The organism is Stenotrophomonas sp. A3_2, assembly GCF_036624925.1.
GTDB lineage: Bacteria > Pseudomonadota > Gammaproteobacteria > Xanthomonadales > Xanthomonadaceae > Stenotrophomonas > Stenotrophomonas hibiscicola.
The window spans coordinates 14,133-38,275 of record NZ_JAZKVY010000195.1 but is presented as its reverse complement, the minus strand read 5'-3'; the positions used below and the strand labels follow the sequence as shown (position 1 = coordinate 38,275).

At 67.8% G+C, this 24,143-nt stretch carries 22 protein-coding genes; 9 read left to right on the top strand and 13 right to left on the bottom strand.

The window, feature by feature from the left end; genetic code table 11:
- Positions 1-10 precede the first annotated feature (10 nt).
- On the top strand, positions 11-1,510 hold the full coding sequence (gene glpK, locus R5H29_RS06675; protein WP_134730008.1) for a glycerol kinase GlpK: 1,500 nt from the start codon (positions 11-13) through the stop codon (positions 1,508-1,510).
- A gap of 179 nt (positions 1,511-1,689) precedes the next feature.
- On the opposite strand, the gene R5H29_RS06670 is transcribed toward glpK, so the two are convergent.
- Together R5H29_RS06670 and R5H29_RS06665 are read right to left on the bottom strand one after the other, a co-directional pair.
- Entirely contained in the window at positions 1,690-2,484 is a 795-nt protein-coding gene (locus R5H29_RS06670; protein ID WP_021203869.1) for a MetQ/NlpA family ABC transporter substrate-binding protein, read from the bottom strand.
- Between the two features lie 26 nt (positions 2,485-2,510).
- On the bottom strand, positions 2,511-3,482 hold the full coding sequence (locus R5H29_RS06665) for a YafY family protein (protein WP_019660741.1): 972 nt from the start codon (positions 3,480-3,482) through the stop codon (positions 2,511-2,513).
- A gap of 80 nt (positions 3,483-3,562) precedes the next feature.
- On the opposite strand from R5H29_RS06665, the gene R5H29_RS06660 reads away from it, so the two are divergent.
- Positions 3,563-4,165 carry a hypothetical protein gene (locus R5H29_RS06660; protein ID WP_069139700.1) on the top strand — a complete coding sequence of 201 codons (603 nt, stop codon included), beginning with the start codon at positions 3,563-3,565 and terminating at the stop codon, positions 4,163-4,165.
- 107 nt (positions 4,166-4,272) lie between these two features.
- Positions 4,273-5,049: a YdiY family protein gene (locus R5H29_RS06655; protein ID WP_019660743.1), complete on the top strand. Its 777-nt coding sequence runs from the start codon at positions 4,273-4,275 to the stop codon at positions 5,047-5,049.
- 128 nt (positions 5,050-5,177) lie between these two features.
- Here the strand turns inward: R5H29_RS06655 and hemC are convergent, their stop codons facing one another.
- Both hemC and R5H29_RS06645 read right to left on the bottom strand, forming a co-directional pair.
- On the bottom strand, positions 5,178-6,089 hold the full coding sequence (hemC, locus tag R5H29_RS06650) for a hydroxymethylbilane synthase (RefSeq protein ID WP_111099183.1): 912 nt from the start codon (positions 6,087-6,089) through the stop codon (positions 5,178-5,180).
- 331 nt (positions 6,090-6,420) lie between these two features.
- Entirely contained in the window at positions 6,421-7,614 is a 1,194-nt protein-coding gene (locus tag R5H29_RS06645; protein WP_332328941.1) for an MFS transporter, read from the bottom strand.
- A gap of 93 nt (positions 7,615-7,707) precedes the next feature.
- On the opposite strand from R5H29_RS06645, the gene R5H29_RS06640 reads away from it, so the two are divergent.
- The gene (locus R5H29_RS06640) at positions 7,708-8,637 is read left to right on the top strand and encodes a LysR family transcriptional regulator (RefSeq protein ID WP_155029738.1); all 930 of its coding nucleotides are present in this window, start codon (positions 7,708-7,710) and stop codon (positions 8,635-8,637) included.
- Positions 8,638-8,758: 121 nt separating this feature from the next.
- On the opposite strand, the gene R5H29_RS06635 is transcribed toward R5H29_RS06640, so the two are convergent.
- Positions 8,759-10,216, bottom strand: a complete 1,458-nt coding sequence (locus tag R5H29_RS06635) for an amidohydrolase family protein (RefSeq protein WP_332328940.1) — start codon at positions 10,214-10,216, stop codon at positions 8,759-8,761.
- Positions 10,217-10,267: 51 nt separating this feature from the next.
- Complete coding sequence (locus tag R5H29_RS06630) at positions 10,268-10,969, bottom strand: ankyrin repeat domain-containing protein (RefSeq protein ID WP_134731522.1); 702 nt, start codon at positions 10,967-10,969, stop codon at positions 10,268-10,270.
- Between the two features lie 122 nt (positions 10,970-11,091).
- Here R5H29_RS06630 and R5H29_RS06625 point away from each other — a divergent pair, with 122 nt between their 5' ends.
- Together R5H29_RS06625 and R5H29_RS06620 are read left to right on the top strand one after the other, a co-directional pair.
- On the top strand, positions 11,092-11,973 hold the full coding sequence (locus R5H29_RS06625; protein WP_111099207.1) for a LysR substrate-binding domain-containing protein: 882 nt from the start codon (positions 11,092-11,094) through the stop codon (positions 11,971-11,973).
- Positions 11,974-12,105: 132 nt separating this feature from the next.
- Positions 12,106-12,543 carry a DUF3806 domain-containing protein gene (locus R5H29_RS06620; RefSeq protein WP_332328939.1) on the top strand — a complete coding sequence of 146 codons (438 nt, stop codon included), beginning with the start codon at positions 12,106-12,108 and terminating at the stop codon, positions 12,541-12,543.
- A gap of 49 nt (positions 12,544-12,592) precedes the next feature.
- Here R5H29_RS06620 and R5H29_RS06615 read toward each other — a convergent pair whose 3' ends face one another.
- On the bottom strand, positions 12,593-13,753 hold the full coding sequence (locus R5H29_RS06615) for an amidohydrolase family protein (protein WP_332328938.1): 1,161 nt from the start codon (positions 13,751-13,753) through the stop codon (positions 12,593-12,595).
- Positions 13,754-13,935: 182 nt separating this feature from the next.
- Here R5H29_RS06615 and R5H29_RS06610 point away from each other — a divergent pair, with 182 nt between their 5' ends.
- On the top strand, positions 13,936-14,577 hold the full coding sequence (locus R5H29_RS06610) for a hypothetical protein (RefSeq protein ID WP_171952733.1): 642 nt from the start codon (positions 13,936-13,938) through the stop codon (positions 14,575-14,577).
- Between the two features lie 80 nt (positions 14,578-14,657).
- Here R5H29_RS06610 and R5H29_RS06605 read toward each other — a convergent pair whose 3' ends face one another.
- Positions 14,658-17,384: a TonB-dependent receptor domain-containing protein gene (locus R5H29_RS06605; protein WP_332328937.1), complete on the bottom strand. Its 2,727-nt coding sequence runs from the start codon at positions 17,382-17,384 to the stop codon at positions 14,658-14,660.
- 216 nt (positions 17,385-17,600) lie between these two features.
- Here R5H29_RS06605 and R5H29_RS06600 point away from each other — a divergent pair, with 216 nt between their 5' ends.
- Positions 17,601-18,200, top strand: coding sequence for a GNAT family N-acetyltransferase (locus tag R5H29_RS06600; RefSeq protein ID WP_021204478.1), 600 nt, complete (start codon positions 17,601-17,603; stop codon positions 18,198-18,200).
- Here R5H29_RS06600 and R5H29_RS06595 read toward each other — a convergent pair.
- The gene (locus R5H29_RS06595; protein ID WP_171952736.1) at positions 18,197-18,973 is read right to left on the bottom strand and encodes a CDP-diacylglycerol diphosphatase; all 777 of its coding nucleotides are present in this window, start codon (positions 18,971-18,973) and stop codon (positions 18,197-18,199) included. The genes R5H29_RS06600 and R5H29_RS06595 overlap by 4 nt on opposite strands.
- A gap of 68 nt (positions 18,974-19,041) precedes the next feature.
- Positions 19,042-19,716: a decarboxylase gene (locus tag R5H29_RS06590; protein WP_332328936.1), complete on the bottom strand. Its 675-nt coding sequence runs from the start codon at positions 19,714-19,716 to the stop codon at positions 19,042-19,044.
- 171 nt (positions 19,717-19,887) lie between these two features.
- On the opposite strand from R5H29_RS06590, the gene R5H29_RS06585 reads away from it, so the two are divergent.
- Positions 19,888-20,184, top strand: coding sequence for an I78 family peptidase inhibitor (locus R5H29_RS06585; RefSeq protein WP_010485066.1), 297 nt, complete (start codon positions 19,888-19,890; stop codon positions 20,182-20,184).
- A gap of 96 nt (positions 20,185-20,280) precedes the next feature.
- On the opposite strand, the gene R5H29_RS06580 is transcribed toward R5H29_RS06585, so the two are convergent.
- The 3 genes from R5H29_RS06580 to lldD form a co-directional block, all read right to left on the bottom strand.
- Entirely contained in the window at positions 20,281-21,165 is an 885-nt protein-coding gene (locus R5H29_RS06580) for a hypothetical protein (protein ID WP_180877653.1), read from the bottom strand.
- 133 nt (positions 21,166-21,298) lie between these two features.
- Positions 21,299-23,005: a D-lactate dehydrogenase gene (gene dld, locus R5H29_RS06575; protein ID WP_332328935.1), complete on the bottom strand. Its 1,707-nt coding sequence runs from the start codon at positions 23,003-23,005 to the stop codon at positions 21,299-21,301.
- Positions 23,002-24,141 (bottom strand): FMN-dependent L-lactate dehydrogenase LldD, encoded by a 1,140-nt coding sequence (lldD, locus tag R5H29_RS06570; RefSeq protein ID WP_332328934.1) that lies wholly within the window; start codon positions 24,139-24,141, stop codon positions 23,002-23,004. The genes dld and lldD overlap by 4 nt, the downstream gene beginning before the upstream one ends.
- Between the last annotated feature and the right edge of the window lie 2 nt (positions 24,142-24,143).

The window sequence follows — 24,143 nt, the reverse complement described above, 5'->3', positions numbered from 1 at the left end:
GAGACGCTGCATGACGCCCCGCTACGTGCTGGCCATCGACCAGGGCACCACCAGTTCGCGCGCGATCCTGTTCGACCGTGCCGGCGACATCGTCGGCAGTGCACAGCGCGAATTCGCACAGATCTTCCCCCAGCCCGGCTGGGTCGAGCATGACCCGCGCGAGATCCTTACCAGCGTCTACGCCACGCTGACCGAACTGCTCAGCCGCGAACAGATCGATCCGCGCCATATCGCTGCGCTGGGCATCACCAACCAGCGCGAAACCACCGTGGTCTGGGACCGCGCCAGCGGCCAGCCCATCCATAACGCGATCGTCTGGCAATCGCGGCAGAGCCACGCCATCTGCGAGCGGCTGAAGTCCGACGGGCATGAAGCGCTGGTCCGCGAGCGGACCGGCCTGCTGATCGACGCCTATTTCTCCGCGACCAAGGTGCGCTGGATCCTCGACCACGTGGAAGGTGCGCAGCAGCGCGCCGAGCGTGGCGAGCTCCTGTTCGGCACCATCGACAGCTGGCTGGTGTGGAACCTCAGCGGTGGCCAGGCGCACGTGACCGATTACAGCAATGCCGCGCGCACCCTGCTGTTCAACATCCACACGCTGGACTGGGATGAAGACCTGCTGGCGCTGCTGGACATCCCGCGCGCGATGCTGCCGCAGGTGCGCGACTCCAGTGCGGTGTACGCACACACCCGGCCGCAGTTCTTCTTCGACCACCCGATCCCGATCGCCGGCATCGCCGGTGACCAGCAGGCGGCGCTGTTCGGCCAGGCCTGCTTCCAGCCGGGCATGGTCAAGAACACCTACGGCACCGGCTGCTTCATGCTGATGCACACCGGCACGCAGGCGGTACGCTCGCGCAACGGCCTGCTGACCACCATCGCCTGGGGCCTGGACGGGCGCGTGGAGTATGCGCTGGAGGGGTCGATCTTCATCGCCGGCTCGGTGGTGCAGTGGCTGCGCGACGGACTGCGCATGATCGAACGCGCCAGCGACAGCCAGGCGCTGGCCGCACAGGTACCCGACAGTGGCGGCGCCTACCTGGTGCCGGCGTTTGTCGGCCTCGGCGCGCCCTATTGGCGCAGCGATGTGCGCGGCGCGATGTTCGGCCTGACCCGCGGTACCCGCAAGGCGCATTTCGTGCGCGCCGCGCTGGAAGCGATGGCCTACCAGACCCGCGACGTGCTCGATGCAATGCAGTCCGATGCCGGTATCGCGCTGACCGAACTGCGCGCCGATGGCGGTGCGATCGGCAACGACTTCCTGGCCAGCTTCCAGGCAGACATCCTCGGTGTGCCGCTGCTGCGGCCGCGGTTGACCGAAACCACCGCGCTCGGTGCGGCCTATCTGGCCGGCCTGGCCGTCGGGTTCTGGTCCAGCCGCGAACAGATCACCGCGCAGTGGGGCCTGGACCGGCGCTTCGAGCCACAGATGGACGTGGCCCAGCGCGAGAAACTGTATGCCGGATGGCAGCAGGCGGTGGCCGCCACCCTCGCCTTCCACGTCGATTGAAACTGCAATGCCCTGCCCTGCTGCGGCACACGTGGAGTGACACGGTAGAGCCGAGCCATGCTCGGCCGCCGCCGGTGAAATGCCGGAAACAGCAGAGCCGAGCGTGGGCTCGGCTCTACAGGGAAGGCAGTGTCGACGAAGGTCGACACCCACCGTTCAAATCAACAGATCAGCCGCAATCAGAACGCCGGCAGCACCGCGCCCTTGTACTTGGTCTCGATGAAGGCCTTCACCTGCGGACTGGTCAGGGCCTTGGCCAGTTTCTGCACACGGGCGTCGTCCTTGTTGTCCGGGCGCGCGACCAGGAAGTTCACGTAAGGCGAATCCTTGCTCTCGATCGCCAGAGCGTCCTTGGTCGGGTTGAGGCCGGCATCCAGCGCGTAGTTGGTGTTGATCAGTGCCAGGTCCACCTGGCCCAGCACGCGCGGCAGCATCGCCGAGTCGAGTTCGCGGAACTTCAGGTTCTTCGGGTTGGCGGTGATGTCACGCAGGGTCGACAGCGCGTTGGCCGGATCCTTCAGCTCGATCACGCCGGCCTTGTGCAGCAGGATCAGCGCGCGGCTGTTGTTGCTCGGGTCGTTCGGGATCACCACGTCGGCACCGTCGCGCAGCTCGGCCAGCGACTTGACCTTGCGCGAATAGGCACCGAACGGCTCGATGTGCACGCCGATCACCTTCACCAGATCGGTCTTGCGATCGCGGTTGTAGGCATCCAGGTACGGCTCGGTCTGGAAGTAGTTGGCGTCCACCTGCTTCTGCACCAGCTGGTCGTTGGGCTGCACGTAGTCGTTGAACACGCGCACGTCCAGGTCCACGCCTTCCTGCTTGAGGATCGGCTTGACCACTTCAAGGATCTCGGCATGCGGCACGGCCGTGGCGGCCACCACCAGCTTCTGCGAGGGCTCGCCGGACGTGCCGCAGGCGGTCAGGGCCAGCGCAGCGGCGAGCAGGGGCAGCAACAGGGTCTTCTTCATGGGCGGAAGGGTTCTCGGGGGGAGTGTCAGGATTTTTCGTAGTTGCTCAGGGCCAGCTCGAGCAGCGCCTTGGCCTGCTCGCGCAGCATCACCGGCTCGATGATCTCGGCATCCGAACCATAGTGCAGCACGTCCATCAGCAGCTCGCGCGAGACGCTGTACGGCACCTTCAGTTCGTAGCGGCCATCGGCCAGGAAGCGGCCCTGCTGCTTGGAATGCCAGTGCTCGTCGGCCACCCAGCGCGCGGCCTTGGCGCTGAACAGGATGGTCGCCCAGCCCTTCGGCGCACCAGAAAAAATGCCATAGCTGGCGCCGAGCTGCTCGTCCAGCTCGCTGTCGGCGACATCGCGGGCGGTGCTGTCGATCACCCGTGCCTTGTGGATGCGGTCCACGGCGAAACTGCGCAGCGCCTCGCGGTCATGGTCCCAGGCATCCAGGTACCAGTTGTCGCGATAATGGGTCAGGCGCTGCGGCGAGACGGTACGCTTGGTCGGCTCGTCGGTGGAACGGGCACGGTACTCGAACGCCAGCTGGCGGCGCTCCAGCACGGCCGATGCGACGCTGCGGAAGCTGCCTTCGTCAAACTTGCGGCCACGGTGCGGAATCACCCGCACGCGGTCCACCGGCCAGCTGGACACGCCCGCCTGGGCCGCCAGCAGGCTCTCGATGCGTTGCTGCAGCGGCGCCAGCACCGACGACAGCACGCCACCGCCGGTGCGGGCCAGCAGGTGTTGCGAAGCCAGCAGGGCATGCAGCTCCTCCGAGCTGAGCCATAGGCCAGGCAGTTCGAAGCGGTCGCTCTCGTCGGCCTGGTAACGGAAGCCTGCCTCGCCGTCGCCCTCGATCGGTGCCATCAGCGCATCGCGCAGGAAGGCCAGGTCGCGGTAGACGGTGGCACGGGAACAACCGAGCTTGTCCTGCAGGGTCGCCACCGTCACCGGATAGCGCGCGGACTTGAGCAGACGATGCAGGGCGGTGATGCGTTCGTATCGGTCCATACCCCCGATTATGTCCGAGTCGCGGGTCTTGTGTGGGACGTTTGGGCTATCGTGGTCGCCCCCACCCCATGGAATGCCCGATGCGCCGGTTGCCTGCCCTGTCCCTGCTGGCCTGCCTGCTGCTGGCCGCCTGCGATCGCGCGCCGGCGCCGGCGGGCACCGAGGCGCCGGTACCCGCCGCCGATCCGGCACAGGCGGTGCTGGGCGCCAGCCAGCGTTTCGCCGCCCTGCGCAGCTTCCACGCCGAACTGGAAGTGCTGGGCGCGCCGCAGCGGGTACGCAGCGCCATGGACTTCGTTGCACCCGACCGTTTCCGGGTGGAGACCCCGGCCGGGCCGCAGACCATCATCGGCGACACCCTGTTCCTGCAGGCCGACGGTGCGATCCGCCAGGTGCCGGCCCCGCCCGGCCTGCTCGAGCAGTGGCGCAACCCGCTGCCGGCCGACGCCCTGCCCGCCGACCTGAAGGCCGAAGATCTCGGCAGCCAGGCGCTGGATGGGGTCGAGACCCGTCACTACCGGCTGCGCGGCAACCAGCCCGGCGAACGCCTGGAGTACTGGGTGGATGCCCAGGGCCTGCCACGCCAGATCGTGCGCAGCGGCAGCAGCAATGGCCGCAGTTTCCAGCTGCGGCTGCGCTATTCGCGCTTCAACGACCCGGCGTTGCGCGTCGATCTGCCCTGAATGGGCGGTCGCGGCAACGTCTGCTGAAGCGGGCGTTTGGATCGATTCGGACCGCCATCACGCTTCCAGTATCATCACCGGCTGTCAACCGCTTCGGAGTAGTCCCGATGTTCCTGCGCGTGTCCCTGCTGATCCCCCTGCTGCTGTGCGCGCCGCTCGCGTACGCACAGGATGCCTCCGAACTGGCGGCGATGTCCTCGCCGTGGAGCGGCAGTGGCGGCGAGCTCGGCTTCGCTTCGGCACGCGGCAACAGCAGCACCGAGAGCTTCAACGGCCGCCTGCGCCTTCGCTACACCGACGGCGACTGGGTTCACAGCATGGACCTGGCCGGCCTGCGCTCCAGCTCCAAGGTGACCGAGACCCGCGATGACGGCACCACCACCCGCCGCAACAACACCACGGCCAATCGCTACACCGGCAGTGCCGGCAGCGCGCTGCAGCTGGGCGAGCACCGCCAGCTGACCGCCACGGTGCGTACCGAGCGCGATGACTTCGCCACCTACGACCGCCAGAGCTCGTTCGGCCTGGGTTACGGCACCCGCCTGTGGAACACCGAGCGCTTCTCGTTCGACGCGCAGATCGGTCCCGGTGTGCGCCGCACTCACAGCACCGAGGACGACCGCACCCGCACCGGCATGATCGGCCGCGGCCTGTTCGACATGAAGTACTCGCTGACCGACAACACCGACCTGGTCAACACGCTGCTGGTCGAATCCGGTTCGTACAACACCTTCGGCCAGAACGACTTCGGCGTGTCGGTGAGCATGAACGAGCACCTGGCGCTGAAGGCCGGCTGGCAGGCGCGCTACAACAGCGACGTCGCTGTCGACAAGCGCAAGACCGATACGCTGACCACGATGAACGTGGTCTACAAGTTCAAATAAGCAGAACGGGCGCCGAGGGCGCCCGTTTCGTTTTTGTAGAGTCGAGCCATGCTCGACTTGAGCGCGAAGCCCGGGATTTTCCCGGCGAAGAGCAGCCGAGCATGGCTCGGCTCTACAGACATCGGGGCTCAGGCGTTCAGCAGTTCGCCGGCGCCATCGTCCAGCAGCATGTTCGCCACGCGCTGGCCCAGCGCTTCCGGGGCATTGGCCGGGCCCACCGCCTCGGCACGCACAGCACGGCCATCGCTGGCGCTGCCAACCAGCCCCTGCAGGTGCAGGTCGTCGCCCTGCCACTGCGCGATGGCCGCCACCGGCACATGGCAGCTGCCATGCAGCGCACGGTTCATTGCCCGCTCGGCTTCCACGCAGGCACGGGTAGCCGCGTCATCAAGCTGGCCGAACAGCGCCCTCAGGTGCGCATTGCCGCCATCGCACTCCACCGCCACCGCGCCCTGCGCCGGGGCCGGCAACCACTGCGGCGGTTGCAGGCGCGCGACGATGCGCTCACCCAGGCCCAGGCGCTCCAGGCCGGCCACGGCCAGCACGATGGCGTCGTAGCCGCCGTTGTCGAGCTTGGCCAGGCGGGTGTTGACGTTGCCGCGCAGGTCGAGCAGCTCCAGGTCCGGGCGCAGCGCGCGCAGCTGGGCCTGGCGGCGCAGCGACGAGGTACCGACCCGCGCGCCGATCGGCAGCGCGTCCAGCGAGGCGTACAGGTTGGAGACGAAGCCATCGGCCGGATCGTGTCGGGGCAGGATTGCCGGCAGCGCGAACGGCTCGTCCAGTTCCATCGGCACGTCCTTCAAAGAATGCACGGCGCAGTCGGCCTCACCGCGCAGCATGGCCAGCTCCAGTTCCTTCAGGAACAGGCCCTTGCCACCGATCGCGGCCAGCGAGCGGTCGAGCACCTCGTCACCGCGGGTGCTCATCGGCACCAGTTCCACATGCAGGCCGGGATGGGCCTGGCGCAGGCGGTCAGCGACGTGTTCGCTCTGCCAGAGGGCGAGCGGGCTCTTGCGGGTGGCGATGCGGACGGTTTCCATCCGGTCATTATCGCGCCTCCGGCGCGGATACGGCCAACGGCGGAGCCCCTCGTGGCTGGCGGAGGGGTCGCGAAAGCAACAGCCGCGCTTGGCCGGGCGGGGTGGGGTCGCGGGACCGTTGGCGCCATGGGCGCGAGGCATGCCTCGGGCGGGTTGGGCAGGACGCCCAACCCCGGTCTTGCCGTGTGCGCAGGACAGCGCACACGAGCAAGGCGCGACCGAGCCCCCACAACCGGACCCACCCCGCCTCCCTACAGTAACCCCGCTGTTGCTGTTGCTGTTGCTGTTGCCTCCAGCAGGTGCAGGGCTGCAAGCCCTGCCGAACAACCCCCTACTTCAAACGCAGTGCCAGGCTGCCCCCCGCACACACCACCGCCAGCCAGGCCACGCCGTGCCACCCCCACTGCGCCAGCGCCAGGCTGCCCAGCGCACCACCGGCAGCCATGCCGATGAACATGCCGGTGAACAGCAACGCATTGAGCCGGCTACGTGCCGGCGGCACCAGGCCATAGACCAGCGTCTGGTGCGCCACCAGCGCCGACTGGAAGCCGAAGTCGAACAGCAGCGCACTCACCACCAGCAACGGCAGCAGCGCGGCGGCCGGCAACCAGGCTTCGGCCAGCAGCAGGCCGAAGCCCAGCAGCGCCACCGCAATCGCCAGCCGTGCCACCGCATGGCACCCCAGTCGATCAGCAAAACGGCCGGCAAACGGCGCGGCCAGTGCACCGGCCGCACCCGCAATACCAAACGCACCCGCCGCCGCACTACCCAGCCCCAGGCGGGCATGCAGCATCAGCGCCAGGGTCGACCAGAACGCGCTGAATCCCACGGCCAGCAGCGACTGGCTGGCCACCGCACGGCGCAACTGCGGCTGCTCGCGCCACAACGCCAACAACGAACCCAACAACGCCGGATAGCGCAGCGTGCTGGTCGGCGCGAAGCGCGGCAGCGCACGCGCCATCACCGCGCCCATCGCCGCCACCGATACCGCCGCCAGCACGAACTGCGTGCGCCAACCCCACGCTTCAGCCACCACGCCACTGACCACCCGCGACAACAGGATGCCGAGCAGCAGGCCGGTCATCACCCGGCCGACGATCTGGCCGCGCTGCGCGTCCGGCGCCAGCACCGCCGCTGCGGGCACGATGTCCTGCGCCAGGGTGGCCGTCAGCCCGACAAGCAGGCTGGCCACCAGCAGGCCCGGCAGCTGCCCGGCCATTGCTGCTGCGCCCAGGGCGAGCGCCAGCAGCGCGGACTTCAACAGGATCAGGTGGCGGCGGTCGAAGCGGTCGCCCAGCGGCGCCAGCAGCAGGATGCCCAGTGCATAGCCGAGCTGGGTCAGGGTCGGTACCAGGCCGGCGGCGCGCTCGCCTGCGCCGAGGTCCTGGGCGATCAGGCCCAGCATCGGCTGGCTGTAGTAGAGGGAGGCGACCGAGAAGCCGGCGCCGGCCGCCATTGCCAGCACCAGCGGGGTGGAGGGTGCGGTCGCGGGCGCGGCGGCGACGGATAGCGAAGGGGTAGACATGGGGGAGTCCGGTGGAGGAAGTGGACGTATCCTGCCGGTATTCGCCGAACGTCTGTAGTAGGCTTCATTACATATTCTTCATACGCCATACGCATGAATGACCTCGCAACCGGTGCGGATCGCCTGGATCTGCTGCGCACCTTCCTGCGCATCGTCGATGCCGGTAGCTTGTCTGCCGCGGCCGTGCTGCTGGGCACCACCCAGCCGACAGTCAGCCGACGCCTGCAGGCACTGGAGCGACAGCTCGGCCTGCGCCTGCTGCAGCGTTCCACCCACGGCCTGCAACTGACCGAGGACGGCCTGCGCTGCCAGCGTCATGCACAACGCGTGGTCGACGAATGGGAGTCGCTGCAGGCCGAACTGAACGGCGAACCGGAAACGCTGCGCGGACGCCTGCGGGTGATGGTGCCGCATGCCTTTGGCCAGGCGCAGCTGCTTCCGACCATGCTCGCGTTCCTCGCCCAGCACCCACAGCTGAGCCTGGAGTGGATCCTGGAAGATCGTCGTCCGGATTTCATCGCCGAAGGCATCGACTGCGCGGTGCGTGTGGGACCGGTCGACGAACCGCGCATGGTGGCACTGCCGCTGGCCGAAGTGCCGCGCATCGTCGTGGCAGCGCCCTCGCTGGTGGACGCCACGGCGGTCAGTACGCCGGAACAGGCGCAGGCACTGCCATGGATCTCGCTGGTCACCTACTACCGCGAACGCCTGCTGCTGCATGACGCGCAGGGGCGCGCGCATACCCTTTCGATCAGCCCGCGCCTGCTCAGCGACAACCTGTTCGTGGTGCAGCAGGCTGCACGCGCCGGGTTGGGCGCAGCGGTGGTCTCGGCCTGGCTGGTGGCCGACGACCTCGCCCAAGGGCGTCTGGTGCAGCTGCTGCCGGACTGGCAGGCGCCGGCACTGCCGGTGCATGTCGTGTTTCCTGCCGCGCGCCAGCAGCCGCCGCGGCTGCGCGCCTTCATCGATGCGATGAAGGCCGCACTGCCGCAGCTGCATGGCATGCGGCCGGCACCGCGTTAGGTCATCGGCCGCATCATCCACGCATGGCGTGGATCTACTGCTGATCGCGGGTATGGATATGCCCGGACGGCAACCGGTAGATCCACGCCATGCGTTGCGTGGATTCCGCCCCGCCCCACCCTCAATTGGCCTTCGCCGCCTCCGCATTCCACGCCGCGACCTTGGCCCTGGTATCAGCCAACATCCTGTCCAGCGCAGCGCGGTCATACACGTTGCCGCGCAGGATCACGCTGTCGATCTTCTCGGTGGCGGCAATGTCCTGCAGTGGGTTGGCGGTCAACAGCACCAGATCGGCGGCCTTGCCCTGCGCGACACCACCGTAACGGTCCATCTGGCCGAACCAGGCCGGGCCGGAACGGGTGGCGGCCGACAGCGCCTGCGGCGCGCTCAGGCCTTCCTTCACGAACAGCTGCAGCTCCTGGTGCAGGGCGATGCCAGGGAAGTTGAACGAGTTAAGGAAGCCCGCATCGGTGCCAGCGATGATCATCACGCCGGCCTCCTGCAGCATCGGCAGCACCGCGGCCACCTGGTGGTACTGCGCGTGGCGCGCTTCGATCTGCGCCGGCGTCGCCTTCGCCGCGCGGTCCACGCGCCACTGGTAGGTCGCGCGCAGGCCAGGGCCGATGTAGGCCAGGTACGGATCGTTGGCGTGGTCATCCTGGTCAAGGAAGTCGAGGATGCGGCCACCGTTGAGGGTCGGGGTCACGAATACGCCGCGCTTTGCGAAATCACGGTAGGCATGCATCGCAGTGTCACGGTCGAAGCTGGCGTCGAGGCGCCGGTTGGCTTCGGCACGGTCGATGCGGCCTGCGCCGAAGTCGGCGGCGATCTGCGCTTCATCCTTGCTGCCGGCCTTGAATGCGTAGTCCAGATGCTCGATCGAGGCCAGGCCGGCATCGACCGCCTGCTCCACGGTCAGCGCCATCGGGATGTGGCCCGACGCCTTGAACCCGGCCTTGCGCGCGGCACTGGCCGAGTACAGGAACAGTTCCGGCTTCAGCGTGCTGTCGGTGATCTTCACGAAATCGACCTTGTCGTGCTGCAGGCGGGCGATCGCCTTGTCGGCGTCGGCCTCGCTGCCCACTTCGATCGTGCCCTTCCAGACCGGCTTGATGCCTTCGATCTTCGCGCCGGAACTCAGCAGGCGCGGGCCGAACAGCGTGCCCTTGGCGATCTCGCCACGCCACTGCAGCACCTGCTCGGGCAGATCGCCGGAACAGTCACGCACGGTGGTGATGCCGTGCGCGATGTACAGCGGCAGCAGTGCCTTGTTCTCTTCGATCAGCGCCGGGCCACCGCCGAAATGCACGTGCATGTCCCACAGCCCCGGGATCAGGTACTTGCCCTTGGCATCGATCTGGCGGGCCGCGCTCCACTGGCTGCGCAGCTGCGCATCTGGACCGACGGCGACGATGTCCTCGCCGCGGATCACCACGCTCTGCCCGGCCAGGGTGCTGGCGTGCTCGACATCGACCACGGTGGCATTGCGGATCAGCAGGTCGGCGCGCTCGGCGGCAGACGCCGACAGAGGTGCTACCGCAAGGAGGATGGCAAGGGACAACGGACGGGAACGGAACATGGACAGCATCCTGATGGGCACGCCCAGCGTGCGGGTGGAAGGGGTTTGCATTCAGCGGAGCGCGCCGTGCTGGCGCAGCAAGGTCTCAATTCCGGCATAGCCGCGCTGGCGCGCGTGCGTCAGCGGCGTCACGCCATCGCCGTCGGCAAGCTCCGGGTCGGCACCGGCCTCCAGCAGCAGCTGCACGATCTGCACGTGGCGCGCACCGCCATCGCCGAGCAGGATCGCTTCCAGCAGCGCGGTCCAGTGCAGGCGGTTGACATGGTCCACCGCCACGCCCGCGCGCAGCAGCGTACGTACGGTGGCGACGTGGCCACGCTCGGCGGCCGGAATCAGCGCGGTGCCGCCATAGCGGTTGGTGCTGCGCAGATCGGCGCCATGCGCCAGGGTCATCGCCAGGATCTCATCCAGGCCCCGCGCGCCGGCGTACAGGTAGGCGCTGTCCTGCATCGCGTCCTTGGCATTGACGTCGGCACCGGCTTCGATCAGCTCGCGCGCGGCCTCCACGTTGTTGCCATGCGTGGCCAGCAGCAGCGCGGTGCGGCCCTGGCCATCGCGCGCCTCCAGCGTGGCGCCCTCCTCGATCGCCTGTCGCACCGCATCGGCGTCGCCGCGGCTGGCAGCATCCCGCAGGCGCGCGTCTGCGTCGGCCCGGGACATGGCGGTGCAGGCGGGGGTGACCATGGCCAGCAGGCACAACAGCAGCGCGCGCGCGAAGGGCGCAGGCCAGCCAGCGGAATGATGGACGCGCATGACAGTATCTCCTCGTGTCCGTCGCCACGGAACGCCGTGCGACGGTAGCAACAGCCGCGCATTGCCGGCCCCTGCCCCGCATGGTAGAAGTCGGCCTGGGTATCCAGAAGTGAAATGTTCAAATGCAAGACAGTGCCAAATCGAATAGAACCCTGTTCGAACTGGACCTGCTGCGGGCGCTGGTGATGGTGGCCGACTGCGGCAGTTTCACCACGGCGGCCACGCGCCTGCATTCGACCCAGTCCACGGTCAGCCAGAAGGTGCGGCGGCTGGAGGAACTGGCCGGGCATCGCCTGCTCGAGCGCGGCCATCGCGACGTGCACCCCACCGATGCCGGCCACACCCTGCTCGGCTACGCGCGGCGCATGCTCGACCTGAACGAGGAAATGGCACAGGCGCTGGCCGGCGCGACGGTGGAAACCGCGGTCCGCATCGGCGTACCGGAGGACTTCGTCAACCCGCAGACCACCCGCATGCTGGCCGCCTTCAGCCGCCGCCACCCGCAGGTGAAGCTGGAGATCAGCAGCGGCCTCAGCCGTGACCTGGCGCAGGGCTTCGACCACGGCGAGCTGGACCTGGTGCTGGTCAAGCAGCGCCGCAACAGCCGCCAAGCGGTGCATTGCCGGCGCGAGCCGATGCACTGGATCGACAGCCTGCGCAGCAGCTGCCTGCAGCAGGACCCGCTGCCGCTGGTCACGTTTCCGCCGCGCGGCCTGTACCGCGACGAGATGATCCACGCCGTGGAAGCGCTGGGCCTGCGCTGGCGCATCGCCTTCACCAGCTCATCGCTCAGTGGCATCCAGGGCGCCGTGGCCGATGGCATCGGCATCAGCCTGCTGCCGCGCCGCGCGGTCACGCGCGAGCACCGCATCATCGATGGCGAGCGTGGGCTGCCGGTGGTCGACAACTACGAGATCGGCCTGCTGCATCGTGCCGACGCCGATGATGCGGTGCGGGCACTGGCCAGCGAGCTGTGGCGGCAGGTACAGCGCGAACCGGACTGACCACAGTAGATCCACGCCATGCGTGGATGCCTTTCGCGCATCACGCATCGAAACATGGTCACTCCGCCCGTACGACGGGCAACAATCGCCTCGTAGAGTGCCTGTTGTTTCCGTGCTCCACGGCGCCTTGGCATGTCCGACGAAATTCCCACCCGTTTCGATCCCCTGCCTGCTGCACTGCAGACGCATCTGCAGCACCAGCGCTCGCTGATCGCCGCGCGCGTGGCCGCCAGCTTCCCGACGTTGCCGGTGCAATGGCCGCTGGCCCCCAGCACATTGCAGCGCGTGGTCGATGCCGAGCTGATCGACCGCGCCGACTGCGATGGCTGGGAAGCACTGGGCGTGGCATTCGGTGACACTCTGGCCCAGCGTGTGCCGGGCCTGGCCTGGATGCAGGTGACCGATGCCTGGGGCATCGACGCGGTGCTGCGCTATGCCGACAGCAGCCTGCAGATCGGCGCCAGCACCCTGCTGCTCAAGCGCGTGGAGCAGGGCGAGGTCATCGACATCGCACATCTGCTGGCGTGGCTTGAGGAATTCATCGCCACCCGCGCCGACGATTACGCCTGAAAGGTCGCCGAGCATGGCTCGGCACTACAGGGGGGTGCGCGGCGTGGATCTAGAGCCAGCGGCCATCAACCACCACGCGGCGCTCCACCGGCACCGCAGCCACCGCGGCCGGGCCGTGGTCGGCGCGCACCGCCACGAACGTAGCCGGCAGGCCTTCGGCAATACCGTAGCGCGGTAGACCGATTACCTGCGCGGCATGGGTGGTGACCATGTCCAGCGCCAGCATCAGGTCGGCGTCGGTGTAGAACCCGGAACGGTAGCCCAGCAACATCGCGCGCTGCAGCAGGTCGCCATTGCCATACGGCCACCAGCAGTCGCGGATGTTGTCATTGCCTGCGAACACGCGCACACCGGCATCATGCAGCGCGCGCAGCGGCGGGAACGGATGATCGCCCGGCGCGTTGCTCATGATCGCCACACCCGCCGTGGCCAGTGCTTCGCCCACCTGCAGCGCGCGCGCCAGCGGCACGTCGCCCAGCGAATAGGCATGGCTGACCGCAACCCGCCCCTGCAGGCCGGCAGCCCGCGTCCGCGCCGCGATGCGCAGCAGCTGGGCCAGGCCGGTTTCGCCGGGCTCGTGCAGATGGATGTCCAGCTGCACGCCGTAACGCTCGGCCAGGCCGAACAGCAGCGCCAGCTGGCCTTCGGCATCACCATCGAGCGTGGTCGGGTCGATGCCGCCGAGCACCTCCACGCCCGCGGCAAGCGCCTGCTCCAGTACGGCGGCGGTGCCGGGACAGGACATCACCCCGGCCTGCGGAAACGCCACCAGCTGGATCCGCATGATGTCGGCGCAGCGCAGTGCCGCCTCGCGCACTGCTTCGAGATGGCCGAGACCGGTGCTGGCGTCGATATCGACATGGCAGCGCATCGCCACGGTACCGAAAGCACTGCATTGGCGGATCAGCGCCTCGGCACGGTCCACCATCGGTGCCGCATCCGCCACCGCCGCCTTCTCCACCGCCAGCCGCTCACGCAGGCTGTTCACCGGCTGGTGCGGGTGCCAACGGTCGCCGACAAAGCTCTTGTCGAGGTGAATGTGGCCGTCGACCAGCCCGGGCAGCACCGCGAAGCCCTGCAGGTCGACGCATTCCGCTCCGTCATCCGGCGCGGTCTCGCCATTGAGCCCGCTGATGCGGCCATCACGGATATGGAAATGCAGTGGCGCACCGTCGCGGTCGACACCGCCATGGACGAACTGGAGGGTCATCGGGAACTCCCGGGATGCCAAGAATGGCGCCATCGTGCGCCTCGCCACAGCCATCGGCCAACGAAATATCTGGATGGCACGCATTCATCAGAGCGATGACTGCCCTGCGACAACCGGTCGCAGCCACGCCGTGCACACCCCTGAACGGGTAACATGGGCGCCTGTTTCCGCTGTGATGCCGCATGGGCCCGTCCGACCGCCACGATCGTCTCCGCCGCTGGCAGGCCGCGTCCCTGCTTGCCGCCGCCCCGATCGCCAGCCTGTCCGCCACTGATGCGGCGGCCGCTGCGCCGCTGCAGTCGCCGCCGGGCCAGCAGCGCATTGCCCCGGCTGCACTGGTCGAGCGCCTGCACCAGCGCGTGCTGTCCGGACAGAGCGCCACTGCCACGCTGGAACACTGGTGTGCCGAACATGGCCTGGCCGAACAGGCGCGGGTCCGCGCGGTGCGTGTGCACGGCCAGGACAAGCCTGCCCCCGCCGATGTGCTGCAGGCGCTGGGTGTGAAGCCGGGTGCCGACCTGCGCTATCGCCGCGTGCAGCTGGTCTGCGGCAGCCGCGTGCTGTCCGAGGCCGACAACTGGTACCTGCCCGGCCATCTCAGCCCGGCCATGAACCAGGTGCTGGACAGCACCGACGAACCCTTCGGTCGCGTGGTCGGCCCGCTCGGTTTCCAGCGCCAGACCTTGGCCGACCAGACGTTCTGGCCGCCGCGGGGCGAAGGCGACCGCGGCGTGATCCTGGAGGTGCGTGCCCTGTTGCGCGACCCCCAGCAGCAGCCTTTCAGCTACGTCATCGAGTCGTACCTGCAGCAGGCACTGCCCTAGGCCGCCGGCGCGCGCCATCACAGCGGATAGGGACACAGCAGAAGGCCCGGCATTGCCGGGCCTTCTGTCTGCCCGCCCGATCAGCGGAACCGGTAGTCCAGCTGCACCCAGTACTGGCGGCCATACGGGTCGTAGTTGCCGACCGGGTAGAACGGCCAGCCGCCACCGTTCCTGTCCGCCGGCGGGCGGCTGTCGCGCAGGTTGTTCACGATCACGCCCACCGACAGGTTCTCGCCGAACTGGCGGAACACGCTGGCGTTGTACGTCATGTACGGCGCGATGCGGCCACTGCCATCGGTCTTCGGCAGCGAGCCGAAGCGGTTGCCGTACAGTGTAGTGGTCCAGTCACCCTGGTTCCAGGTGATGCTGCCGTTGGCCTTGCTGCGCCACTGGTAGTCATCCAGCGAATTGCGGATGTCACGCTCCGGATCATCGGAGAACTGCCGGTACTTGTGCTCCAGCACCACGGTGTAGGCCAGGCGCGTGGTGAACCGGCCATAGTGGCCGGCATCGAAACGCCAGTTGCCCTTCAGGTCCAGGCCGCGCACCGATTCGGAGGCCGCGTTGATCGGGTTGATCAGCACGCGGGTTACCTGGTCCGGCTGCACCGTGGCATTGGACGGGTTGCGGATCACCCGCGACAGCGCGTCCTGGCACAGCGGTGAACCGATATCGCGTGCTTCGCCACCCAACGTGCGGCTCAGGCGGCAATCGGCTTCATCACGAAGAATACGGCTGGTGTCGAGGCTGGTGACCTCATTGTCGATACGGATGTCGTAGTAGTCAGCACTGAAATCCAGCCCGGACAGCGGCGACCAGACCACGCCGAAACCATAGGATTTGGCGGTTTCCGGCTGCAGCTGTGCGTTGGCGCGGTTGCTGTAGTCGATCGACAGGCCGTTGTAATCGCAGTTGTCATACGACTGGCCTGCGGTGCGGCAGCGCCAGTAATCGGTCATGCCCGGGTTGTAACCACGCGTCTCGGTCGCGAACACGTAGTTCATGTCCGGCGCCCGGAAGCTGGTGGCAGCGGTACCACGGATCAGCAGGCTCTCGATCGGGCGGAACTCGACGCCGAAGCTCCAGGTCGCCTTGCCGATGTGCTCACCACCGGCACGGTACTGGTCATAGCGCCCGGCCAGGGTGGTGGTGAGCGACTGCAGCAACGGCAGCTGCAGCTCCACACCTGCGGCGTAACGGTCACGCTCGCCACCGGCGCCGACGCCTGCACTGGTGTTCCAGAATTCACCGGTGCCCAGTCGCGGGTCCGGTCGATTGCGATAGCCCTGGCTGCCAGCCTCGACCACCGCGGCCAGCGCAGCGTCGCCACCGGGCAGTGCGAACAGCCGGCCGTTGACGCTGGCGCTGAAGGTCTGCAGCCACGCCGCGTTGCGGCTCTCCTGGTAGCCGGACAGGCTCTGGTACTCGTTCGGGCTCAGCGGCTGGAACAGGCGCGCCGGATCCGGCGCATAGACCTCTACGCCATTGCGCACGCCCAGCTTCGGGCCAAGCAGGTATTCGTTGATACCGGCCAGCAGCACCGGGCGGCGGGTGCGGTTCTCGTAACGCGAGCGGCTGTACACCGCCTCATAGTCCCAGCCAGTGTCGCCGATCTGGCCGCGCGCGCCGACGTTGAATGACCATGAGTTTTCCAGGAAGCGGTTGGCGTTGCGCGGCAGGCCACCGATTTCCTCGGGCGCAAAGCGGCGGTACCAGCTTTCCAGGTTGCCGGTGGTCTGGTTGTAGAAGTAGTTGCGCGCCGAGGTCCAGGTGGGCGCACGGGTGTTGTTGGTGATGCGTGCACTGCCCACGGCCAGATCGGCGAACAGGTCGGTGGTCTCGTTGACGTGGAAGGTCAGCAGGCCGTAGCCGTTGAGGTTGCGCTTCTCGGTCTGCACCGTCCAGTAGCTGGCGGCGGCCTCGTTGCTGCCGCAGTACCAGCCCTGGCGCGGGTTGAAGGCACGGAACACGCTGCCGCCATAGATGTCCGACGCCGCGTCGCAGCCATTGGCGCCCGGATCGATGTTGCGACCGGTAGCGGCGTTGCGGCGATACGCGATCGCGGTCGCCTGCGGCGCCTTGCCGGCGGGGTCATCATCCAGCGAGTCCATGAAATCGCGCTGGCGCGCATGGATCGCCTTGCGCACGTCGAACTCGAAGCCGAACAGGGCATCCCAGCGCTCGCCGGAACTGCCACCGACCACCTGCGCGCGCTGGTTGTCACCCCCGCCCTGCTGGGTGCCGCCGGCCCGCACGTTCACGTCCACGCCCTCAAAGCGGTCCTTGAGGATGATGTTGACCACACCGGCGATGGCATCGGAGCCGTACACCGCCGACGCACCGGCCGCCAGCACCTCGATGCGCTCGATCAGCGCACTGGGGATGTTGGCCAGGTTGACCACGTTCACCGAGCCCTCGTAGGCCAGCGGATAGTCGGCCTGGCGGCGGCCGTTGACCAGCACCAGCGTGCGGTTCGGGCCCAGCCCGCGCAGGTTGATGGTGTTGGCGGCCGGGGTGAAGGTATTGCCGAAGTCCTCGCCCTGCACGTTGCCGGTGTTCTCGGTCAGCGCGCTCAGCGCATCGAAGGCATTGCGGTAGCCCTGCGCGTCGATCTGCTCGCGGCTGATCACCGTCACCGGCGAGGGCCCCTCGACACTGGCGCGCGGAATGCGCGAGCCGGTGACCTTCACTTCCTGCAATGTGGTGGGCGCGCTTTCCTGCGCGAAGGCCGGCAGCGAAACCAGCATCAGGGACGACAGTGCGAGCACCAGCGGACGCGGGCGCAGCGCCTTGGGGGAGGCGGACATGGGCTTCCTGGGGGGAGTTGGGCGGGTAGTAGCGGGAGCGGCCTGTGGGGCACATAACGATCCCGTAACGAAAGTGTCCTGAATGGGTGGTTTCAACGGAAATGACCAGGCCTGATGGCCTTATGCCTGAACCGAATCAGTCCCCCGGCGCCGCTCACCGCATTTTTGCAATGTTTTGAATGGTGCAGGGGGGCGGGCACGGCCATCGTGCCGGGGATGATGATCCCGTATCCCACCCCGCTTCTCCCCCCGTTGCGGCCGGTGCTGCGCCGTCACCTGCTGCAGCTGCAGGCCGCACCGGTCACCCTGCGCCCGTTCCAGCGTACCGACCTGCCGCGCTGGCGCTTGTTCGATGATCGCCGCCGGCGCGGCCGACGCCATCCGGCGGGTATCGACGAGGAAGCCCGCTTCCTGGCCCACATGCACCGTTCGCGGCTGGAGCAGGACAACGATCAGCTGATGCTGGGAGTATTCGATGACGAGCACGGCACAGTACTGGACCAGTTGCATGTCCGCCTGCAGTGCTTGCAGACGCGCTGCGCCGAGCTGCTGTCGCTGCAGCATTGGCACCCGCACGCGGATGCAGCGCTGCGGGCGCTGTGCCCGTTCCTTTTCGAGGATGTGGGCGTGCACCGCCTGTTCGTGATGCTGCCACCGGACTGCAGCAGCCCGTTCGCCACTGCACTGCACGCCTTCGGCTTCGAACAGGAAGGGCTGCTGCGCGACCATCACCTGGATCTGGACGGTTGGCAGGATCGCCAGCTGCTGGCGCTGACCGCGCCGGTCTGGCGCAGCCGCCAGCACCCCGAGAGTTAGCGGACCCGCTCCAGCGATGCGCCTGCGCCGGTCAGCACCGCGCAGGCGTGGTCCTGCAGCTCTTCAGCGCTGGCCTCGTTACCGGTGCCGGGGTCCACACGGGTGGCCAGCAGGATGAAACCCGGGCCACCCTGCACCGGATCCCGTCCCGCCACCACCAGGCTCCACTGGCCCACGTCGTCCACGCCGGCGAGGTCATAGGCCAGCAGATTGAGCGGATTGGCGGTCAGTTCCGCGCCCGGCAACAGGCGGGCCTGGTACTGATGACCACGCAGCGGCACCGGCAGCGGTGCCCAGCGGCTGCCCAGGGCAGCGGCATGCGCGTCCAACGCCTGCAGCACGTCGGCACGCAGGCAATCCACGTGGATGTGCAGCTGGTGCTGCGAACGGCCGTGCGGCGAGTTCAACGCCAGGCTCGCGACGTTGCGCGGCAGCGGTTGCCGCAAGGCCTGCTCGGTGTGGCTGCGCGCCTGCCAGGCCGCAGCAAAGTAGTTCGGTGCACCGCGCTGGTACAGGCTGCGGCTCTCGATACCGCTGACCTTGTCCAGCGGCATCAGCAGGAACTGGTAGTCGCCGTGCGCGTCCTTGACCAGCACATCGCGGCGGTCTGCGGCCGGCTCCACCCGCAGGCAGTCACCCCGCGGCCCTCCAGCGCCACGGCAGTCACGCTCGATCAACCGCCACAGCGCATCGGCATGAGCCGGTGGCGGCGGCGCGCTTGCACAGGCAGACAAGAGCAGAAGGGACGGCAGCAGGAAGGGGCGCAGGGACACGGAAACAACTCACGGAACAGGCACGGCACACAGCGCCGCGCTGCATTCTAGCCAGTGCGCTGCTGCAATCAGTAGGTGCCGAACGGCACTTCAACCACGATCGGTGCCTCGCCCTCACCCGCCTGCAGGCTGTAGCGATCCAGCGCGCCGTCGTCATCGGCGTGCGGCTGACGCTGGAAATGCAGCGGATAGCGAATGTCCCCCAGGCGGACGGCGCTGCCGTCGGCCTCCAGCGCGGCACCTTCGGGAATAAGCAGCCCGCCCAGGTCGCTGTAGGCGCCCGGCACGTCGGCGAAGCTGTAGTCGGCCAGTTCGTCCACCCGTTGCATCGCATAGACGTGCGGCACATAGGGACGTACCGGGCTGCGGCCATTGCTCAGGTCGGTCACCCAGGCCTGCGGCAGGTGGTACTGCTCACGCAGCGCGGCCACCCCCAGCGAGGGGCTGGCCACCTGCAGGCAGCACACCGTCCGCTTGCCTTCACGGTCGAGGATAGCGAAACGGTCGCCACGGGTCGCCGCCTGCGGCAGCATGGCAAAGGCCAGATTACGCTGCGCAGGCTCGTAGCCCGCTTCGGTCTGCAGGTTGCGCCAGGCGCCGAACACCGGGGTTTCGACCGCCGCAGGTTCCGGATCGGCAGCGGAGGCGGCAGACGCCACGCCCAGCAACGACAGCGCCAGCGCCAGCGCCAGCGCCAGCGCCGTCATCGTCTTGTTCTTGCCGCGGAAACTGCCTGACGTCATACCGTACCCAACACCTGCGCCGGAAGGGCCCGGCCTGCCTGCTGGCGTACTGCCAGCCATTGCTCCCACTATGCAATGACCACGCTGTGCCGGCAATGACCGGATCGCTGACGCCTTTCGCACGCCCGGTGCTATCGTTCCCGTCATCTTCCCCTGCGCAGGAGCGCTCGCATGTCCGCATTCCGTCTGTCCCTGTTGCTGCCGGCCTCTGCCCTGCTGCTGTCGGCCTGCGTCAGCACCCCTGGCCCGGAAGTCAAAGGCAGCGGCCGCTGCGACGCCAGCCAGCTGGGCTGGGCGATCGGCCAGCCGGCCAATGAGCCCAACATCCGCCGCCTGTCCCGCGAGAGTGGTGCCGGCCTGGTCAACCCGATCGGCCCCAGCACCATCACCACCAAGGACATCCGCCAGGACCGCCTGCGCGTGTTCGTGGACAAGGACAACGTCATCACCGCCACCCGCTGCGAGTAAGCGCCGCCTCAGTTTTTGTAGAGCCGAGCCCACGCTCGGCTGCTCTGCGGCCGGGCCACGCGAGAACCCGAGTCGAGCATGGCTCGACTCTACACTTCAGGGTTCGGTATAGCCGGCGCAGTCCGGCAGCGCCTGGTCCGGGTGGAACATGCCCTCGCGGAAGTGGAACAACCGCGTATAGGTGCACGCCGGATCCTGCTCGGTGCGCAGGTCTTTCTTCTTCAGCGGCCCCTTGGCCAGCGAATCCTCGAAGCGCGAAACACCGGCCGGGAACCGGGTCGCCACGGTCTGGTAGCGCAGCACCGGCATACCCTCGGCAGCCGTGTCCAGCGCCAGCTTCGCCGAGAAGCCGTATTCGTCGTGGCAGGCACCGGCGCGCTGCCTGATGTCCTGCTCGCTGAAACAGGCGCGGATCATCGCATTGCCCAGCCATGGCACGGTCAGCACGTCGTCGTCCACCTGGATGTCGTCCTGCAGGTGGCGCACGCGTGCCAACTGCAGCGTGGACGCATCGGCACCTCCACCGGAGTACATGGTGCTGAACGTGACGATGCCGCCCACCAGCACATTCTGGCGGGCGCGCTGCTGCGGGTCGGTCACCGGTTCATCGCTGCCCACGCCAGGGGCCAGCCGCACGATCCATGGCCACAGCGACAGCTCGCTTTCCTGCGGCACGTCGATGCTGACGTGGTAGGTGTGCGGCTTGCCCCGGCCCTGCACCTTCTCAAGCACTTCCAGCACGCTCGGCCGGTCACCCTCCTCGGCAACCGGTTGCACGCGCATGCACCAGTTGCCGTCCCGCGTGCAGTCATAAAGCCCCGACGGTCCAGTCTCACTCGCGATCAGCACCTGTCCCAGCGGCTCCATCACATTGCCGGCGGTATCGCGCTGCTGCGGCAGGATCGCGGACTGGGCCAGCGCCAGCAGCGGGGTCGCCAGCAATGCGACGCCCATGGTCGTGCGGGCAACGATGATGGGCATTGAGGAGATTCCTGCTCGTGGGATCCAGATGGTAACCGCTGCCGTTGTAGAGTCGAGCCATGCTCGACTGCTGTCTGTCGGAAAGAGCAGCCGAGCATAGGCTCGGCTCTACAGCAAAGCCAGTTTGTATCCGTCAATGCCCACTACAGTCGCAGCCACCCCACCCCTTGGCCTTCGAGGTCTGGCCGATGCCCGGGTTGAACGTATTGCTCGGGTCCAGCTGCCTGTAGAAGCCCGCCAGCGCAGGCTTGGCAGGGTACAGGTGGCCGACATTGTGCTCGGCCGGATACTCGGCGCCACGCTGGTCCAGCAGCGCCCACATCGCATGCTCGATCGCCATCGGGTCTTCACCTTTGCGCGCGATGTAGTCCTGGTGGAACACGTGGCACAGGAAGTGGCCGTAGTACAGCTTGTGCAGCAGGCGCGCGTCGATATCCGCCGGTAGCTGCTCGAACCAGTCGGCGTCGTCACGTCGCAGCGCGATGTCCAGCGCGACGATGTCCTGCACCTGGTCACGATGCACTTCACGGTAGCGCACTGCGGCACCGGCCACGGCAAAGCGATGCAGGAACGCCTTGCGCCCCTCCTCTGCCGTGCAGTGGAAATACCCGCCTTCGTGGCCAGCGAAGAAGTCGCGCAGCCAGGCTTCGGTTTGCGCTGCGTCCTGTGCGGACACCTTCAGCAGCAGGTGATGCTCATAGCGCTGGCGGAACTCGCCCATGCGCTTGGGCAGGTGCGAGGGCAGCAGGCCCGTCAGCACCTGCATCACACGGTCGGTCACGCCGCGCAGGCCCAACCGCTCGAACCAGCCATCGACACGGCTCTTCAACGCGAACGCGGCGGGCACGCGGGAAGTGCCAAGGCGGTCGATCAGCAGGAAGCTGTCCTTGCCGTAGCGCTCGCCGATGTCATAGGCATCGCGGTGGATGTACTCACCGGCAATCGGCAGGCGCTCGAAGCCGGTCAGCAGCTGGCGCCGGATCGCCGTGAGGCTGCCGGTGCGGTTGCTACCGATGTAGAAGACCTCGGCGGCCTCCTTCTCGAAGGTATCCAGGCGCACCGCGAACACCGCCAGCTTGCCGGCCGAACCGGCCGCTTCGTAGTGGCGACTGGGATCGGCGTTGAAACGTGCGGGGGTATCGGCATCGACCTTGCGCACTTCCTCGGCATAGCGTGAATCGGAAGCCGCACGGCCGTCGCCATTGCCCACGTCGGCGGCCGTGTAGTCACCGGCCTGCAGGCGCTGCAGGATCTGCTCGGGCGTATCACCCAGCGCGATGTCCAGATGATTGACCAGCTGCAGCTGGCCCTGCGCATCGACCTGCGCATACAGTGCCAGCTCGGTGTAGGCCGGGCCACGGCGAACCAGCGCACCGCCGGAGTTGTTGCAGATGCCGCCCAGCACCGAGGCACCGATGCAGGACGAGCCGATCACCGAATGCGGTTCGCGACCCAGCGGGGCCAGCGTCTGCTCCAGGCGGTCCAGCGTGGCACCGGGCAGGCACAGCACCTGGCGGCCTTCGTTCAACAACTGGATGCCGGTCAGGCGCAGCGTGCTGACCAGCACGATCGGCCGGCCATAGTCATCACCGTCCGGGGTCGAGCCGCCGGTCAGGCCGGTGTTGGCCGCCTGCAGGATGATCGCCGCGCCGCCCTGCACCGCAGCCTGCAGCACGCGCCACAGTTCCAGCAGCGTACCCGGGCGCACTACGGCCAGCACCGGGCCATCGCCGAAGCGGTAGCCGCGACGGAAGCGGCGCGTGGCCTTGTCACCGGTCAGTACATGGCGACCGCCGACCGTATCGCGCAACTGCGCCAGCACCGCATCGTGGCCACTCATGGCAGGCTGGCCAGCGAATCGCGGCCGATGTCGGCGATGCGGCGCGCGCCGGTCAGCGTCATCGCCACGCGCATTTCCTTGGCGATCAGGTCCAGCAGGTTGGCCACCCCGGGTTCGCCCTGCGCAGCCAGCGCATAGACGAAGGCGCGACCCAGCAGCACGGTGTCGGCACCCAGCGCCAGCATGCGCACCACGTCCAGGCCGGTACGGATGCCCGAATCGGCGAGAATCTTCAGGTCGCCCTGCACCGCGTCGGCGATGGCCGGCAGTGCGCGTGCGGTGGACAGCACGCCGTCCAGCTGGCGGCCACCGTGGTTGGAGACCACGATGCCATCGGCACCGAACTTGACCGCATCACGCGCGTCATCCGGGTCGAGGATGCCCTTGATCACCATCGGGCCCTTCCAGAATTCGCGGATCCACTCCAGGTCCTTCCAGGAAATGGAGGGATCGAAGTTGCTGCCCAGCCAGCCGATGTAGTCCTCCAGCCCGGTCGGGTTGCCGCGGTAGGTGGAGATGTTGCCCAGGTCATGCGGGCGCCCGAACAGGCCCACGTCCCACGCCCAGTGCGGATGGGTGATGGCCTGGCCGATACGGCGCAGCGAGGCGTTCGGGCCGCTCATGCCGGAGTGTGCATCGCGGTAGCGCGCACCCGGCACCGGCATGTCCACGGTGAACACCAGCGTGGTCACGCCCTCAGCCTGTGCCCGCTCCAGCGCATTGCGCATGAAGCCGCGGTCGCGCAGCACATACAGCTGGAACCACATCGGCCGCTGGATGGCCGGGGCGACTTCCTCGATCGGGCACACCGATACAGTGGACAGGGTGAACGGGATGCCGCGGCTGTCGGCCGCGCGCGCTGCCTGTACTTCACCGCGCCGGGCATACATGCCGGTCAGGCCGACCGGCGCCAGCGCCACCGGCATCGCCAGTCTTTCGCCGAACAGCTCGGTTTCCAGGCTCAGGTCGGACATGTTGCGCAGGATGCGCTGGCGCAGCGCGATGTCGGACAGGTCGGAAACGTTGCGCTTCAGCGTGTGCTCGGCATACGCGCCGCCATCGATGTAGTGGAACAGGAACGGCGGCAGCCGGCGTTGCGCTGCGGCACGGTAATCGGTGGAGGCGGAGATGATCATGG